At 71.6% G+C, this 16,320-nt stretch carries 15 protein-coding genes; 8 read left to right on the top strand and 7 right to left on the bottom strand.

All coding sequences use genetic code 11. The features are described from left to right. Nucleotides 1–125: 125 nt before the first annotated feature. Nucleotides 126–2,750: a M1 family aminopeptidase gene (locus G4D85_RS31400; RefSeq protein WP_205525797.1), complete on the bottom strand. Its 2,625-nt coding sequence runs from the start codon at nucleotides 2,748–2,750 to the stop codon at nucleotides 126–128. A gap of 118 nt (nucleotides 2,751–2,868) precedes the next feature. Here G4D85_RS31400 and G4D85_RS31395 point away from each other — a divergent pair, with 118 nt between their 5' ends. After that, complete coding sequence (locus G4D85_RS31395; protein WP_164017740.1) at nucleotides 2,869–3,735, top strand: J domain-containing protein; 867 nt, start codon at nucleotides 2,869–2,871, stop codon at nucleotides 3,733–3,735. Between the two features lie 86 nt (nucleotides 3,736–3,821). Then, nucleotides 3,822–4,334 (top strand): DUF421 domain-containing protein, encoded by a 513-nt coding sequence (locus tag G4D85_RS31390; RefSeq protein ID WP_164017739.1) that lies wholly within the window; start codon nucleotides 3,822–3,824, stop codon nucleotides 4,332–4,334. 21 nt (nucleotides 4,335–4,355) lie between these two features. On the opposite strand, the gene G4D85_RS31385 is transcribed toward G4D85_RS31390, so the two are convergent. The 3 genes from G4D85_RS31385 to G4D85_RS31375 form a co-directional block, all read right to left on the bottom strand. After that, nucleotides 4,356–5,336, bottom strand: a complete 981-nt coding sequence (locus G4D85_RS31385; RefSeq protein ID WP_164017738.1) for an endonuclease/exonuclease/phosphatase family protein — start codon at nucleotides 5,334–5,336, stop codon at nucleotides 4,356–4,358. Between the two features lie 254 nt (nucleotides 5,337–5,590). After that, nucleotides 5,591–5,998 carry a DUF3037 domain-containing protein gene (locus G4D85_RS31380; protein WP_164017737.1) on the bottom strand — a complete coding sequence of 136 codons (408 nt, stop codon included), beginning with the start codon at nucleotides 5,996–5,998 and terminating at the stop codon, nucleotides 5,591–5,593. Further along, entirely contained in the window at nucleotides 5,976–6,761 is a 786-nt protein-coding gene (locus G4D85_RS31375) for a HipA family kinase (protein ID WP_164017736.1), read from the bottom strand. Before G4D85_RS31375 ends, G4D85_RS31380 begins: the two co-directional genes overlap by 23 nt. A 184-nt stretch (nucleotides 6,762–6,945) precedes the next feature. Here G4D85_RS31375 and G4D85_RS31370 point away from each other — a divergent pair, with 184 nt between their 5' ends. The 4 genes from G4D85_RS31370 to G4D85_RS31355 all read left to right on the top strand — a co-directional run bounded on the left by G4D85_RS31370 (nucleotide 6,946) and on the right by G4D85_RS31355 (nucleotide 10,001). Next, the gene (locus G4D85_RS31370) at nucleotides 6,946–8,175 is read left to right on the top strand and encodes a S8 family peptidase (protein ID WP_164017735.1); all 1,230 of its coding nucleotides are present in this window, start codon (nucleotides 6,946–6,948) and stop codon (nucleotides 8,173–8,175) included. Nucleotides 8,176–8,291: 116 nt separating this feature from the next. Continuing rightward, nucleotides 8,292–8,747 (top strand): MarR family winged helix-turn-helix transcriptional regulator, encoded by a 456-nt coding sequence (locus G4D85_RS31365; RefSeq protein ID WP_164017734.1) that lies wholly within the window; start codon nucleotides 8,292–8,294, stop codon nucleotides 8,745–8,747. Between the two features lie 22 nt (nucleotides 8,748–8,769). Next, nucleotides 8,770–9,207 carry an organic hydroperoxide resistance protein gene (locus tag G4D85_RS31360; protein WP_164017733.1) on the top strand — a complete coding sequence of 146 codons (438 nt, stop codon included), beginning with the start codon at nucleotides 8,770–8,772 and terminating at the stop codon, nucleotides 9,205–9,207. Nucleotides 9,208–9,428: 221 nt separating this feature from the next. Further along, entirely contained in the window at nucleotides 9,429–10,001 is a 573-nt protein-coding gene (locus G4D85_RS31355) for a GNAT family N-acetyltransferase (RefSeq protein WP_164017732.1), read from the top strand. 51 nt (nucleotides 10,002–10,052) lie between these two features. On the opposite strand, the gene G4D85_RS31350 is transcribed toward G4D85_RS31355, so the two are convergent. Together G4D85_RS31350 and G4D85_RS31345 are read right to left on the bottom strand one after the other, a co-directional pair. Beyond that, nucleotides 10,053–10,373 carry a DUF4286 family protein gene (locus tag G4D85_RS31350; protein ID WP_205525796.1) on the bottom strand — a complete coding sequence of 107 codons (321 nt, stop codon included), beginning with the start codon at nucleotides 10,371–10,373 and terminating at the stop codon, nucleotides 10,053–10,055. Beyond that, a complete protein-coding gene (locus G4D85_RS31345) occupies nucleotides 10,370–11,635 on the bottom strand; it encodes a DUF6068 family protein (protein WP_164017730.1) in 1,266 nt (421 codons plus the stop codon). The genes G4D85_RS31350 and G4D85_RS31345 overlap by 4 nt, the downstream gene beginning before the upstream one ends. 102 nt (nucleotides 11,636–11,737) lie before the next feature. Here G4D85_RS31345 and G4D85_RS31340 point away from each other — a divergent pair, with 102 nt between their 5' ends. Together G4D85_RS31340 and G4D85_RS31335 are read left to right on the top strand one after the other, a co-directional pair. Beyond that, on the top strand, nucleotides 11,738–13,750 hold the full coding sequence (locus G4D85_RS31340) for a hypothetical protein (RefSeq protein ID WP_164017729.1): 2,013 nt from the start codon (nucleotides 11,738–11,740) through the stop codon (nucleotides 13,748–13,750). A 95-nt stretch (nucleotides 13,751–13,845) separates the two neighbouring features. Beyond that, a complete protein-coding gene (locus G4D85_RS31335) occupies nucleotides 13,846–14,898 on the top strand; it encodes a C45 family autoproteolytic acyltransferase/hydrolase (RefSeq protein ID WP_164017728.1) in 1,053 nt (350 codons plus the stop codon). 63 nt (nucleotides 14,899–14,961) lie between these two features. Here the strand turns inward: G4D85_RS31335 and G4D85_RS31330 are convergent, their stop codons facing one another. Continuing rightward, nucleotides 14,962–16,188 (bottom strand): hypothetical protein, encoded by a 1,227-nt coding sequence (locus G4D85_RS31330; RefSeq protein WP_240359602.1) that lies wholly within the window; start codon nucleotides 16,186–16,188, stop codon nucleotides 14,962–14,964. Between the last annotated feature and the right edge of the window lie 132 nt (nucleotides 16,189–16,320).

Here is a 16,320-nt window from a genome sequence, read left to right as displayed (position 1 = left end):
GACCGCGCCTCCCGACACACACCGGAGGCGGGGGTCCGGTACGTCCGCGAGCCGGGCGGGAGAGCGGGCGCTACCCCGGTACGGGCTTCACGGGTTCAACGCGTCCGTGTCGGACTGTCGAGGCGTTACCTCCGCTTCGGCTGCTTCTTCGCGGCGGGCTTCGCGCGGGCCGTGCCCTTCGCGCGAGAAGGCTTCGAGCCACCACCTCGCGGCGTCGGCGGCTCCTGGCGCTTCAGCGAGAGCCCCTCCAGCCGCTCCCGCATCGCGCGCGTCTCCTCCTTGAGCCGGTCCAGCTCCTCGCGCAGCGCGGCCACCTCGCGGGCCTGCGGCTCGCCCTCGCGCAGGGCCCGCACCGTCTCGCGGGCGGCGCGGCGTGCGCGCGGGTCCTCGAGCGGCGTCCCCTCCAGCGCGGGGATGAGCCGCCGGTCGCCCAGCGCGCGCCCCGCCTCGAAGACGCTCATCTGCACCCGGAACAGCGGATCTCTCAGCAGCTCCGACAGCAGGTCCACCGCCTCGCGCTTGCGGCCGGCGACCTCGGCCAGCTTCGCCACGGCGGTGGTGGCGGCGCGGCGGAGGAAGCGGGGCTGCCCGTACGCGGTGCGCGCCGCGACGAGTGGGAAGGCGGCCGGGTCCTGCGACTCGGCGAGCCCGTCCACCGCGCCCACGGCGATGACGTCCTGGAAGGAGGGCCGGGTGGAGACGGCCTCCAGCACGGCCACCGCGTCCGGAGCACGCACCTTGCCGTAGCTGCGCGCGGCCTCGGCCTCCACGAAGTAGCTGTCGTCGCCCCCTTCCACCAGGGCGCGCAGGCGGGCCGTCACCTCCGAGTCCCTGCGGAACTCGCCCAGCGCGGCCACCACGGCGCGGCGCACGCGGGGGTGCTCGGTGGACAGCGCGGCCAGCAGCCGCGCGCGGGACTCGGGAGTGCGCAGTCGGCCCAGCGACTTCGCGCACGCGGCGCGGGTGCCCCAGAAGAGGCGCGTGTCCTCCAGCGCGGTGCCCAGGGCTTGCACGGAGCGGTAGCCCCCGTGCCTTCCCAGGGCGACGGCGGCCTCGGTGCGGGCGCGGGACTCCGGCGCGGCGCGCAGCTCCTCCAGCCAGAGGCCGGCGGCCTTGTCCACGTCCAGCGTGCCGAGCACGTCGCGGCGCGGGTCCACACGCACCTGCGACGGCGCGGCGGCGCAGGGCAGCAGGAACGAGTGCTCCGCGTCCGTCACCTCCAGCCGGTGGAGCGTGTCGCGGCCGTCGGCGGTGACGCACACGTCCAGGGGCAGGCGGAAGACGGGCGTGCCGGCGTCGGTGCGCTGCGTCTGGCGGACCTTGAGGCGCAGGCGGGCGTCCTCGGCCTCGTAGCGGACCTCCACCTTCAGCTCCGGGTGGCCGGGGGCGAAGACGTACTGGTCGAAGAAGCCGTCCAGGTTGTGGCCGGTGGCCTCCTCGAAGGCGCGGACCAGGTCCACCGTCTCCACGGCGCCGTGGCGGTGGCGGGCGACGTAGTGGCGCAGGGCACGCAGGAAGAGCGCGTCCCCCAGGCGGCGGCGCAGCTCGTGGAGGACGAGGCCTCCTTTTTCATAAAGGTGCCGGTCGAACACGTCCATGGGCGCATGGAAGCGGCGCGCGACGATGGGGCGGGCGTAGCGCTCGCGCACCTCGCCCAGGTAGCCCTCGAGCTGCGTGCCGCGGTGCTGGTCCGCCTCGTCCTGCCCGTCGGCGTGCTCCTTCCAGAAGACCTCGCACCAGGTGGCGAAGCCCTCGTTGAGCCAGCCGTGGGGCCAGTCGCGGCAGGTGAGCAGGTCGCCGAACCACTGGTGCGCCAGCTCGTGGGAGATGAGGGGCTCGGCGTTGTAGTCGGGCCGGGCGCGGGCGTCGTGGAGGACGGAGTCGGTGAGGCTGGTGGCGGTGGTGTTCTCCATGCCGCCGAGGATGAACTCGGTGAGGAAGACCTGGGCGTAGCCGCTCCACGGGAAGGGCTCGCCGGTGAGGTGCTGGAAGGCCTGCACCATGCTCGGGGTGCGGCGCACGCAGCGCAGGGCGTCCTCGCGGCGGCCCTTGGGGAAGAGGTAGCGCAGGGGCACGTTGCCGGCGGAGTCGGTGGCCTCCTCGAACTCGCCCACGGCGAGGGTGACGAGGTAGGGCGAGACGGGCTGCTCCATGCGGTAGTGCTGGGTGCGGCGGGCGCCGTCGGTGTGGTCGCTCACGAGGACGCCGTTGGAGAGGGCGGTCATCTCCGCGGGGAAGGAGGCGATGACCTCGGAGGTGGCCTTCTGGGCGGGGGTGTCCAGGCTGGGGAACCACGCGCGCGCGTCGATGTCCTGTCCCTGTGTCCACGCCTGGCGGGGGCGGTCCGGGTAGCCGGCGTCGGGCCCCCAGAAGTGGAGGCCCCGGCGGGGGCGGCCCGCGTAGTGGATGGCCACCTCGCACGCGTGGCCGGCGTCGAGTGACGCGGGCAGCTCGACGCGGACATGGGCGCCGGAGTTGGAGAAGCGCGCGGTGTGCCCGTCGACGAGGACGCGCGAGACGTCGAGGTCCACCGCGTCGAAGGTGACGGTGGAGATGGCGCGGACGGCGGAGACGCGGGTGGTGCAGACGCCGGAGATGCGCCGCTGGTCGAAGTCCAGGTCCAGCTCGATGCGGACGTGCTCGGCTCGGACGGGCCGCTCTGCGGCGTAGTGCTCGGTGGCGCCGGGGAGGGAGAAGGGGTGGAGGTCGGACGGAGCAGACTCGGACGCGTGACGGTGGCAGCAGCGCATAAGCGGTATCGACTCTTCCGCAAGGCCGCGCCACCGTCGAGCGGGAGTCAACGAAAGGGGACTCCAGCGTCGGGTATCGGTCGCGACCCCACGCCCAGAAGGTAGGCTGTGTGCCACCGTGCAGTCCGTCCTCTTCTTCTCCGACAAGCAGGTGCGTGAGGCGCTCTTCGCCCGGGTGGACGGGACGCGCGGGCTGCTGCTCGTGACGGGGGTGCGGCACGGGCCGGGCATGCGCCTGCCCGGGGCGCGCGAGCCCTTCGCCACGCTGGAGCGCCTCCACGGGGACGTACTGTCCCAGGTCCTGGTGGCCGACGAGGGCACCACGGAAGGCATGTGGAGGGACCCCCTGGGAGACCTGGGCGACCGGCTCTACCCGGCCAGTCGGGACGACGCCTACGCCGCCTCCACGGGCTACCTGCTGCTGGAGGACGGCCGCCCGCGCGCGGTGGTGCGCAAGCACGGCACCCCGGTCGAGGACCTCTGGTTCCTCCAGGAGGCGCTCAGCCGCCTCACCCCGCGTGTGCCCCCTCCGGACCCCGAGCGGCGCCCCGGCCGCCGTCGCCCGGAGCCCGCGCCTCGCTCACCTCGACGGCCCGCCAGCATGGGCCCGCAACAAGAGGAAGAGTTCGCCTGGGAGGGAGGGGCCCGGCGCCCCGGAGCGCGAGACTCTGGCACGCGCAGCACTGGCGCCCGCGACACCGGCCCGTGGGCCTCCTCGGACGACGAAGCCACTCCGCCCCGGGGCACGCGCGTGCCTCCTCCTCCCCCCCGGCCCGCGGTGCGCGACGCGTGGACGGTGCTGGGCATCTCCCGGGACACGCCGCTGGACGAGGCGCGCCGGGCCTTCCGGACGCTCATCTCGCAGTACCACCCGGACAAGGTGGCCCACCTGGCGCCCGAGTTCCACGCGCTGGCCGAGCTCCGCACCCGCGAAATCCTGGACGCCTGGGAGACCGTCGAGCGGGCGCTCACTGGCGAGGGCTGAGCGCCCCCGCCCGGGAGGAAGCTGCCGCCCGCCTGCTTCACTGCCGGGCGCGCCATGGCCCGGGGGGCTGTGTCCATCTTGGGGACATGGCGCCTTTTGACTGGCAGGGACTCTGGACGCCGGACCTGAACCCCTTCGAGGTGATGTTCCGTGCCAGCGCGGTCTACTTCTTCGCGCAGCTGGTGCTGCGGCTGACCGGACGCAAGGAGTTCGGGCGCTCCTCCACCTTCGACATCGTCGTGCTGCTCATCATCTCCGTGTGCCTGCGCAAGAGCATCGTGGCCGACGATACCTCGCTGACCACCGCCTTCCTCGCGCTGGGCACGCTGGGGGCATGGGACCGCTTCTTCTCGTGGCTCGCGATGCGCAGCAAGAAGGCGGCGGTGGTGCTGAACGGCAAGCCGGTGGAGCTGGTGCGCGAGGGGAAGGTCAACGAGGTCAACCTGCGCAAGAGCCTCATGTCCCGCGACGAGCTGCTGAGCCGCCTGCGCGAGCAAGGCACCGAGTCCCTCCGCAAGGTGCGCCTCGCCTACCTGGAGCCGGACGGCAAGGTGACCTTCCTGATGAAGAAGGAAGGCGAGGGCGCGGCGCTCCAGTGAGGCCCGCCCTCGCGCCTGGCGTCACCCCGTCGAGGGCACGGCCGCGCCGGGCGCGCTGTCGAGCGTGAAGCGGGCGATGATGGGCATGTGGTCGGACAGCCCGTGGAAGCGACTGGCGGTATCCCCGAACGGGCAGGTCTCCTGCGTGTCCAGCCAGCGCACGCCCCCGCCGGAGAACATGTGGTCCAGGTGCATGCGCATGTGCATGAAGCCGGCGGTGGGGAAGCCGCGAGTGGCGCTCGGGTCTATCTGCCCCACGGCGGCCTGGGCGCAGGTGAGGCACGCGTCGCCGGTGAGGTAGCGGAACACCGGTGAGGCCGGCGGCGAGTTGAAGTCCCCGCAGACGATGTAGGGCTCATTCCCCGAGAGGGTGCGCATGAACTCCGCCAGCGAGCGCGCCTCGTGCAGTTGGTTGACGCCGCAGCCCATCTTGTCCTTCGTCGCCCAGAACTCCTTCGAGAACGGGGTGGGCAGGCTCAGGTGGGTGTTGAAGATGTGGAAGCCGCGCCCGTCCGAGCGCCGCACCAGGCGCATGTGCGCGCAGATGCGGCTCTGCTTTCGGTCCTTCAGCCGCCGCACGTGGTGGTGGGTGATGTGCTGGGGCGCGTCCACGTTGTGCGTGTCCACCTGGAGGGTGCGCGTGTTGACGAGCACCGCCAGCCCGGTGGTGTAGAGCGACACCTCGCCCAACTTGTAGTTGTGGGCGCGGAAGTAGAACGCCTCGTAGGGCATGTCCCGCGCCTGGGCGCCGAAGGTCTCCACCATGCGCTCCATGAAGGCCGCCAGCTGGGTCTCCCCTGGCTGCTTGGGGCGGTGGGCGATGGTGCTGCGCAGCGAGGAGGTCTCCACCTCCTGCAGGCAGACGACGTCCGGCAGCGGATCCAACGAGGACAGCGCGGCGGCCACCCTTCGCTTGGGGCCCACGGTGCTCGCGAGCCCACGCAGCATGTGGCCGAAGTAGCGGACGTTGTACGTGGCGATTCGCAATGCGGAGTCGTTCATACGGAGTGCAGGCCGGGGCCGTACGGTGAAACTACCAACCGCGCCGCCAGGGTGCCGGGCTCTCTCGTGGCCCGGTGGACATTCCGGACATCTGGCCGCCTGCTCCCCGGTGCGTCCCGTCCCCGGGGGCCGCTCCGGACAGCCCCGCTTCCGTCGCTTCGCGTCCCCGGGCGCTCCTGCCCGGGAGGACACCCAGGGCCCGCCTGCCCGCCTGCCCACCTGCCCACCTGCCGGGCTCGAGCCCGGGCGGCGCGTCATGCGGACCGCTTCACCCGGACCACGGTGTCCAGCAGGTGCTCCAGCGCCTGCCGCGGCTCCACGTTGTTGTGGCACAGCCCCGAGTGGACCGGCCCCGTCTGGATGACGGTGCTGCGCGGCGCCACCAGCCAGTGCCACCGCTCCTTCTGGGGCAGCCGGCCAATGGGCCCGGAGTCCTTCCCGCCCTCGCAGACGCGGCGGAAGCTCTCCAGGTGGCTTCGCACGGCGTCCAGGTCCACGTCCGGAGCGAGCGCCGTCAGCCGCGCCTCGTCCAATTCCACGCGCGCGCCCAGGAAGCGCTGGGTGGTGCAGAAGAGGACGACGCCCACGTTGATGAACTCCTCGCGCTCCACGCGGGGGACGACGCGGATGATGGCGTAGTCAAACGAGCTGGGCGCGGGCACGGGCCGCCTCCTCGAGGAAGGCCGGCAGCGCGTCCACGCGCCGCAGCAGCCAGGTGACGTACGCCGCGCGGTGGGCGTCGGCGGTGGGGAAGGGGGACTCGGTGCCCGTCAGCCACGCCTCGGGGATGGCGGCGATGGTGCGCTCCACCACCTCGCGCGTGAGGGCCGCGCGCAGGGCCGCCTCCACGCCGGGCAGCGCGCTGGCCCACGGCAGCAGCACGTGGTCCTTGATGGGGCCGAAGCGGCTCTGGCTGCGTTCCTCCCAGTCCTCCCACGAGTGGTGGAAGTAGAGCGACGCCCCGTGGTCGATGAGCCACAAGTCCCGGTGCCAGCTCAGCATGTTGGGGTTCTTCGGCGTGCGGTCCACGTTGGTGACGAACGCGTCGAAGCCGACGATGGCGGACGCCTGCGCGGCATCCGGAAAGGGGCCCGCCAGCGGGTCGAACGTCACCGAGCCCGGCAGGTAGTCCAGGCCCAGGTTGAGGCCCGCGCTCGCCTTGAGCAGCTCGCGAATCTCGGAGTCCGGCTCGTTGCGGCCCAGCGCGGGGTCCAATTCCACCAGCACCACCTCCGGCACGCGCAGGCCCGACGCCCGCGCCAATTCGCCGGAGATGAGCTCCGCGATGAGCGCCTTGGCGCCCTGGCCCGCGCCCCGGAACTTCACGACATACAGCCCCGCGTCGTCCGCCTCGAGGATGGCGGGCAGCGAGCCCCCCTCCCGCAGGGGCGTCACGTAACGCGTGGCCGTGACTGTCCTCAGCATCCGTTCTCCCGTCCTCGCCCGGCCCGTCCCTCCTGGATGGGGCCGCGCGCCGCCCTGTACCACGACGGGAGGACCCGTCCCGGAGCGGATAAAGACCGACAATGTGTGCGGGGAGGAAACTTTGTAATGCGAGGTGCGATAATGAGGGTGTCTGAGCCACTTCCGCGCCCCCCGGAGACTCACCATGGACGTCACCCGCAAGCCCCTCTCGCCCGTCTCCCAGCCCGCCCGCGCCTCGGAAGTGTCCCGTCCGGCGGCCCCTGCCACCCCGGCCGCGCCCCGTGCGGCGGCCCTGCCCGCGGGCCAGGGCGGCTCGGACGGCTTCGACGCGGGGGGCTCGCGCAGGGCCTCCAACTTCGTGGACCGGCCCACGGGCCTGCGTCCGGAGCAGGCCCCCGGCGCGCTTCCGGCCTCGGCCTTCTCCTTCGGCTCCGGCCACGTCTCGGTGCGCCCCCTGGTGGATGGCGAGACGTCGAAGCCCCGCCCGTCCGGAGACCCGGTGATAGCGGTGTTCGACGGCGGCGTGGACTTCAAGCACTCGGACCTGGACGACGCCATGTGGACCAACCCGGGCGAGGTGGCCGGTGACGGGAAGGACAACGACGGCAACGGCGTGGCGGACGACATCCACGGCTTCAACGTCGGGTTCAACAGCGGCGACGTGATGCGCGGCCAGGGCACGGACCACGGCACGCACGTGGCGGGCATCATCGCCGCCGAGGACAACGGCGAGGGCAACACCGGCGTGGCCGCGGGCAAGGCGAAGGTGCTCAGCGTCGGCGGCCTGTACGACGGGGCCGACCTGCTCACCAACTTCGAGCGCGGCGTGGACTACGTGGTGAACCTCAAGACGGAGCAGGGCGTCAACATCCGCGCCGTCAACGCCAGCTTCGGGAACGAGTACCCCGACGCGGCCTCGCAGGCTCGCTGGAAGGCGGCGGTGCAGAAGCTGGCCGACGCGGACATCCTCCTGGTGGCTGCCACCGCCAACGGCAACGGCAGCAACCTGAACGACGTGGCGGACATGCCCGCCAACCTGGACCTGCCCAACGTCCTCACCGTGGCGTCCATGGACAAGAACAACGACAAGCTGGCGCGCTTCTCCTCCCACGGCGACAAGGTGGTGGAATTGGCCGCGGTGGGCGAGGACGTGCTGAGCACCGTGCCGGGCGGCGGCTGGGAGGAGATGAGCGGCACCTCCATGGCAACCCCGACGGTGGCGGGCGCCGCGGCGCGCATGTTCGCGGAGAACCCCGACCTCACCGCCGCCCAGGTGCGGGACTTGCTCGTGAAGACGGTGGAGGTGGACTCCGACCTCAAGGGCAAGGTGAGCACCAGCGGCAAGCTGGACCTGGAGGCCGCCATCGCCGCCGCCAGGGCCCAGGCCAACACCCAGACTGTTTCCGGGCGCTGAACCCCCGTTCGCGCCCCCCAGGCTCCCGGCCGCCGCGCCCCCTCGCGGCGCCCGGGAGCCGCTTTTTTTTGTCTGAATTGATTGCGCACAATTAAATTGTGCCCTACTTATTGGCCATGTCGGTGGATGACTCGCTCAAACTGGACGCGCAGCTCTGCTTCCCGCTCTACGCGGCGGCGAGGGCGGTGACCCAGGCGTATGCACCCCTGCTGTCGAAGCTGGGCCTGACGTACCCGCAGTACCTGGTGATGTTGGTCCTGTGGGAGACGGATGGGGTGACGGTGAAGGAGCTCGGGGAGCGGCTGTTCCTCGACTCCGGGACGCTCACGCCGCTGCTGAAGCGGCTGGAGGCCCAGGGGATGGTGAAGCGGGAACGTTCCACCGAGGACGCGCGCTCGGTGCATGTCCACCTCACGACGCAGGGACGCGCCCTGCGCCGCAAGGCCGTGGTCATTCCCGAGGCGATGGTCTGCAAGATGGGCCTGTCGCTGGAGGAGCTGTCACGCCTGCGCCGTGACGTCCAACGCCTGTTCGCGATGCTGTCGAAGTCCCAATCTGAACCCTCGAAGTAATTCCATTTCATAGGAGCACTCCATGGCCCCCGTTTCCGTCAGCCCCCTGTACACCACCACCGCCACCACCCACGGCGGCCGCAGCGGCCACGTGAAGTCCGCCGACGGCGTCATCGACCTGCCGCTTGCCCTGCCCAAGGAAATGGGTGGCCCGGGCGGTGCGAAGGCCAACCCGGAGACGCTCTTCGCCTCCGGCTACTCCGCCTGCTTCGAGGGCGCGCTGCGCCTCGTGGCTCGCATGCAGGGCAAGACGCTGGGCGAGGGCGTGGGCATCACCGCCGACGTCACCATCGGCAAGACGCCGGACGGCGGCTTCGGCCTGGCGGTGGCGCTGAAGGGCATCCTCCCCGGCATGCCCCGCGAGGAGGCCCAGAAGCTGATGGAGGCCGCCCACGAGGTGTGCCCGTACTCCAAGGCCACGCGCGGCAACATCGACGTGAAGCTCTCCGTCGCGGAGTAGCGCCAGAGCTTCAGCACCGGAGCTTCAGCGCCGCGGCTTCCGGCCCGGGACTTCGCTCCCGGGCCGGGCCCGCGGGCCTCGCGTCCCGTCGACAAGCATCCGCGTCACTCTCCGACGCGAAACCCCGTGGAGCGCGTGCGCAGTCAGGCTGTCTGCCCGCTTCACCGGCTTTGAATAATGGCACGTCCCTTGAAGTCCTGAGTGCGCAGGGGGACGGACCAATGCGTGAGCGCCAACTGATTCCCATCGAGGTCGCGGGAAGCGCCATCTCGGGGGCGGTGAGTCTGTTGCTGGAGGACCCGGACATCGGCGAGGTGTTCTGGTGGTGGCGTCCGGAGACGGGCACCCGTACTCCCGGAAGGTGGAGCGCCGCCGAGGACACGCGGCTGTTCGCCGTCGCGGAGAAGGGCTCTGGCATCATCGGCCTCGCCGCGCTCTCCAACATCCGCCGCGAGGCACGCTACGCCCGGCTGAGCTGCGCGGTGGCGGCCCCGTACCGGCTCGCCGGCGCGGGCCACTGGGCGGCCTCGGAGACCATCCGCCGGGGCGTCCGCCTCGACGGCCTCCGCCACGTGGAGGCGTTCGTCCGGGAAGGCGGCGACACCGCGCGCCGCGTGCTGGAGTCCATGGGCTTCCGCGCCCGGGAGTCCCTCGCCACCGCGAGCGACGCGGCGACGCCCGCCGGCCACGTCTGTCTGCGCCTGGACCTGCCCGCTGAACCGAAGGGCCACTTCCTCATGGCCCCCAGCGCCCGTCCTCACCTCCGGGGGCTCTCGGCGGCCCTCTCCGCTTGAGCGGGCCGCTCCCAGTCACGGTGCCTTCTTGGGAAACCCACTTCCCAAGAATCAGAAACGTTTCACCTCGGTGAGGACCTGACGCGCGTAACGGGTAACGGTGCCGAAGCGCGTCAGGGACTCCTCCTTCAGCCGCTTCGCGGCGTCGCTGCTCGCGTAGCGCCGCACCGCGTCCAGCTCCGTCAGCTCGTAGTGGCACACATACCGGACCCAGCCGTCCGTCGCGGGCTCGGTGTCGCGCCACTTGTGGCACGAGCGGAAGCCCGGCTCGCGGAGCACCTCCGGCACGTGGACGTCCTCGTGCCAGCGGTTCCACGCCGCCTCGGCGCCGGGCTCCACTTCAATGGCCACCACGTAGAGGGCCAGCGTCACGGCTTCGTTCCGGGCACCCACGTGCCCCAGCCCACCAGCTTCGTGCTGTCCACGGGCTCGCGCTTGCTGCCCTTCGCCGCGCGGTACGTGGTGTCGCTGAGGGTCTGGAAGCGGGCCTCCAGGGGCAGGCCGGCCAGCGCGGCATCCCACGGGTCCGCGGCGAAGGCCTGCACGCGGCCTCCGGGCACGCCCCCCACGTCTTCCTTCGTCTCGAGCTGGAGCACCGTCACGCGGGGGCCCTTCAGGTCCAACGTCGCCCGCGTCACCGGAGCGGCCCCGACCACCTGGGGCGGCCACTGCGGGGCGTTCACCGTCTCGTCGATGAGGCCGAGCAGCGCCTCCTCCAGAGGCTGTGCTTCCGCCTGCGACAGGTCCTGGCACTGGGTGCCACCCTCACCCGTCGCGGTGGCCTGCTGGCGCAGGACGAAGCCGCGCTCGGCGCCCAGGCACGTGCGCTGCGTGGACGCGGCACCGCCCGAGTCCACTGCCACGTCGTACCAGGCCCCCGGGCCCATGGGCAGCGTCAGGGCGGGCGGCTGGCCGGCGCCGCCCGCGTTGCCCAGGCGTGCCTCCATCAGGGTGAGCTGCGTGCCGCCGGCCATGCCGAAGCCGGACAGCGTGGTGCTCGCGTCGAGCAGCCCGTTGGTGAGGTACAGCGGCCCGGGGTTCACCGCGTAGAGGCGGTTCTCCAGGGGGCCGTCCGCCGGGCGCCTGTCATTGATGTAGCGCTTCGCCTCCCACGAGCGGTCGGCGGCGGTGGGCTGCTCGGTGGTCTCCGTGCCCTCGCGCGGCGCTTCCAGGGTGCGCGTCACGTCCGAGCGCACCGGCACCACCAGCGAGCGGGCCAGGCGCGGCTGCTGCGGCGCGGCGCCCCCTTCCCCCGAGAAGGTCACGCCCAGCCACACCCAGGGCGCCTGCACCGCCACCACCTCCACCGACACCACGCCGGCCACCGCGGCGGAAGGAATGTTCATTCCACGCCGGGTGCCCGGCTGGCTCCGGTTGGCGGAGAAGGAGTACGTCACGCGGTCTCCCACGCGGGCGCGCTGCCAGGGGGAAGCAGTCTGCTCGGGCATGACAGTCTCTGGCGTGGTGGTGCCCGGCGTGGACGCGTCCGGGGCGGATACCGGACCTGTGTCCTGCCCCGGGGTGGTGCCATCGGTGGGGCGGGTGGAGGGCTCCACGCTCTTGCAGCCGGGGCCCAGGACCAGGGCCGCGCACAGCAGGGCGCGGCGGGACAGGAATGAGGCGGACTTTCGCATTCGGGGCGACCTCGTGAGGGGGCCGGCATTGCGCGACCCCTGGCGGGGCTTGATACACCGGGGGGGCTGGCCGTTCCCAACTTTCCTGGAGTTTCGCGCCTCATGCCCACGAACCTGCCCATCCGCCGCGTCGTCCTCTACAAGCATGGAGTCGGCTACTTCGAGCGCCGCGGAAAGGTCAGTGGCAACGAAACGCTGAACCTGGACTTCAAGGCGCGCGACATGAACGACGTGCTGAAGTCCCTGACGGTGCTCGACTTGTCGGGCGGCTCGGTGTCGGCGGTGAGCTACGACTCCACGAAGCCGCTGGAGCAATTGCTGTCGGAGGCCACCATCCGCATTCCGGCGGATGGCAGCCTCACGGCGCTGCTGGGGCAGATAAAGGGCGCGCGGGTGCGGGCTCGCGTGGGCGGCGGCCAGGTGGAGGGCGCCATCATCGGCCTGGACTCGCTGGCGGTGGCGGCGGGGGACACGAGCGTGGTGCGCCCCTTCCTGTCGCTGCTGGTGGGCGGCTCGCTGCGCACCTTCGACGTGCTGGAAATCTCCGAGCTGGAGTTCCTGGACGAGGCGGTGCGCAAGGACCTGGAGTTCTACCTGGCCACGGTGCTGTCCTCGTACAAGAAGGACAGCAAGCGGATGGCCATCCTCACGGCGGGCCAGGGCGAGCGCGAGCTGTTCGTCAGCTACGTGCTGGAGTCGCCGGTATGGAAGACGAGCTACCGCATCCTCCTGGACGAGGGCGAGGCGCCGCTGCTGCAGGGCTGGGCGCTGGTGGACAACACCGGTGACGAGGACTGGGTGGACGTGCGGCTGTCGCTCATCGCCGGGCTGCCGGTGTCCTTCGTGCACGACCTCTACAACCCCCGCTACATGAAGCGGCCGGTGGTGGAGGTGCGGACGGAGGCGGCCGCCGCGCCGGTGATTCCGGAGGAGAGCTTCGGCGGCGCGGACAGGATGATGGAGGGCGCGGTGGCCGTTGCGGGGCCGCCGGCTCCCGCGCCGGCCATGGCCGCCCCGGGAGGCCCCCGGAGGGCCCGGGCGGAGAAGGAGAGGGCGCTCGTGGGAGGGGCGGGCGGCGGCGGCCCCCGGCTGCGCGACGCCATGGAGCAGAGCGTGGCGGTGACGACGCTGACGAAGGAGGTGGGCGACCTCTTCGAGTACGGCGTGGACCGGCCGGTGACGGTGCACCGCAACCAGAGCGCGCTGGTGCCCATCCTGCACAAGCCCTTCGAGGGCCGGCGGGTGCTCCTCTACAACCGGAGCACGCGCGAGAAGAACCCGATGGCGTGCATCGAGCTGAAGAACACCACGGGGCTGACGCTGGAGGGCGGCCCGGTGACGGTGTCCGAGGACGAGCGCTACGTGGGCGAGGCGATGCTGGACACGATGAAGCCCAGCGACAAGCGCTTCGTGCCGTACGCGGTGGAGCTGGGGTGCGTGGTGTCGGTGGAGGACCGGGCGGAGGACGGGCCGGTGTTCCGCACGGTGGTGAGCCGGGGCACGCTGGTGGTGGAGTACTTCCACGTGCGCAAGACGAAGTACCTCGTGCGCAACAAGGCGACGCGGCCGCAGGTGCTCTACGTGGAGCACCCGCGCACGGGCTGGGAGCTGATGAAGGATGCGCCGGAGCCCGCGGAGACGACGGAAGGCTTCTGGCGCTTCAAGCGGGAGCTGGCGCCCACCGCCCAGGACGAGCTGGTGGTGGTCGAGCGCACGCGCGGTCAGCGCCAGTACCTCATCTCCAACGTGGGGCTGGACGAGGTGACGTACTTCGTGTCCTCGCGCTACATCGACCGGCAGGTGGCGGACGCGCTGCGCGAGGTGGTGGAAATCCGCGAGCGGGTGACGGCGCTGGCCCAGGAAGAGCAGCGCCTGTCGACGGAGCGCTCCCAGCTCTTCACGGACCAGGAGCGCATCCGCTCCAATATCGAGTCGCTGAAGAGCGGCGCGTCCCAGCGTGAGCTGGCGGAGCGCTTCGTGGCCAAGCTGAACGAGCAGGAGGACCGGCTGGAGGTCATCGGCCGCGAGCTGGAGCGGGTGGCGAAGGAGCGGCAGGCGGCGCAGGAGCAACTCAACCGCCGTGTCCAGGCCCTGACCTACACGGCGGAGCTGTAGACCATGGCCCGTGTTCCGGAAGGCGCTACGTTGCCGGTGCTCCGCGTCGTCGGTGGCCATGACCTGGCCCCGAGCTGCTCGGGAGGGGTGTAACCATGGCCCGTGTTCCAGAAGGCGCCACGCTGCCGGTGCTCCGCGTCGCCGGTGGCCATGACGCTTTGGGCGCGGCGGTGGGCCGTGCCTTCCGCGAGCGCATCCAGGTCAGCGCCCGGACGGCGCTGGAAGGGCTGGCCCGCGAGGGAATCGATGAGGCGGTGCTGCGCGAGCGCATCGCCCCCGCGCTGGATGCCGCCGAGCGGTGGACGCCGGAGTACCTCGCGGAGCTTCGCGCGTGGGCCCGGGCGGCGGACGTGCCGCTGGAGGTGCTCTCGTACCTGAGCAGCGCGGGGCTGCCGCCCGCTCCCTCCGCGGCGCACGGCTGCACCAGCCTGGCCGTGCGCGGGCCGCGAGGCGGCATCCTCGTAGGCCACACGGAGGACTCGCTGGTGCCGGTGGCGGAGGAGGTGTTCCTGCTCGACGCCACGGTGACGGATGCGAGGCGGCCCGGCCGCTTCCTGTCGCTGTGCTACGTGTACGCGCTCCCGGGCTGCTCCGCGTCGCTGAACGGGCGGGGGCTGGCGGTGCTGATGGACTACCTGCCGGACCCGGACGCCGGGCAGGGGCTGCCCATGGACTTCGTGACGCGGGCGCTGCTGGACGCGCCGTCCATCGACGCCGCGCTGGACTTCCTCGCCGCCACGCCGCGTGGGGGCAGCGGCAACTGCGTGCTCGCGCAAGGGGGCAGGGTGGTCAACGTGGAGCTGACCTCCACGCGCATGGCCATCACCGACGCCACGCGCGAAGGCGCCTGGGTCCACGCCAATCACTTCCTGGACCCGGTGCTGGCGAAGGCGGCGGGTGTCCCGCAGGCGGACTCCCTGCCGCGCTACGCGGCGGGGAAGCGCCTGGCGCGTCCGGGGCTGGACCTGGACGGTGTGCGGAGCATCCTCGCGGACCGGCAGGGGTTCCCGGACAGCATCTGCCGGGAGCGCACCATCGCCGGCTTCGTGGCGGACACGGACTCGGGTGAGGTGCGGGTGTGCTGGGGCGAGCCTGCCCACGGCACGTGGACGTCGCACCAGCTCCACGGCGGAGCGCCGGCCCCCTGAAACGACGACGCCGGTGCCCTCGCATGGAGGACACCGGCGTCGGCGGCGCGCTGGACGCGTCGCTCAGATTTCCCAGAACGTCTTGTGGAACACCGCCACGCGGTGGGACTGGGGGAAGAGGACGACGTAGAGGTCGTTCCACTCCATCGCGCTCGGGGCCTGCATGTACTCGAAGTGGTAGTGGGCGACGCGCACCGTCTCCGTGCCGTTGCCCAGCTCCGCCATGAGGTCCGGGGGCAGGGAGTTCCAGAACATGGAGGCCTCGTCCGCGAACTGCGCCCAGGTCAGCTCGCCCACGTACTCGAAGGGGTAGGCGGGCTGCCCCAGCGCGAAGTACGCCTCGGCCACCTTGTCCAGCCTCGGCGCCGCCGTGGACGTCCACGGGAAGGTGAACGTCTCCAGCGCGCTGGTGCACCAGTTGCCGCACTGGAGGTTCGCCGCGTCCACGTCCGCCTGCGAGCGCGTGGGCACCGGCAGGGACGACAGCGTCAGCGAATAGAGGCCGTAGTAGTGCTGGTAGAAGTCCTGGCACACCGGCCACATGCGCTGGGTGAACTGCGTCTCTCCGCCCTGGCACCACGCGGGGGCCGCGCCGCCGCCGTGGCAGGCCTCCCGGTAGAAGGCATGCGCGTCATCCGGGCCGGTGCAGGTGTCGTACGCGTTCGCGACGGACACGCCGTACTCCTCCACGGTGCCCTCGACACACTCCTCGATGTTGGTGGCCACGCCCAGGTCGCACGTGGCGTACAGCGCCGGGTCCACCTGGGGCGCGCACACGCCGTTGAGGCAGTCCAACTGCAGGCGGAACTGCTTGCCCGCGCCGGTGCCGGTGCTCGCCACCACCAGGTAGTCGCCGCCCTGCGCCAGCGCCAGCGAGGACACCTTGCTGAGCTGGCCGTAGCCCGCGTCGTCGTCCTGTGCCAGCGCCACGGTGCCGTAGCTGCCGTTCGCCTGGCGCGGCCCGTAAACGAACAGGCCCGTGTCCAGGTACATGCTGCTGCCCAGGTGTGTGACTTCCAGCTTCACCTGTGCGCCCGCGCGCACGCTGAAGCCGAAGGACAGGTACTGGGGGTTGGTGGTGAAGCGCGTCTGCACCGCGCTTCCCAGCTCCACCCGGCCCATGTAGGCCGTGCTGTCCAGCACGTTGCCGCTCGTCGGCGCGGGGGGCGCATACAGCACCGGCCGCGTGCTCTCACCGAGGGGCGTCGTCTCGTCCCTCTCCTGCGTGGGGCCACAGCCGCACAGCAGCGCTGGCAGCATCAGCCACGAATAGAACCGCTCGCGAAGCATCGCTCACTTCCTGGGGTGTGGGTCTCGGAACGCCGTGCGTCCAGAAGGATGGCGCGCGTGTGCCACACCCCGAGCCCTGCATTCAAGGCACAACGCTTCATCCAGGGTGTAACCCCCACTGTTGGCACGGCT

The organism is Pyxidicoccus trucidator, from assembly GCF_010894435.1.
Taxonomy (GTDB): Bacteria; Myxococcota; Myxococcia; order Myxococcales; family Myxococcaceae; genus Myxococcus; species Myxococcus trucidator.
This window is presented reverse-complemented; position numbering and strand designations above follow the sequence as displayed.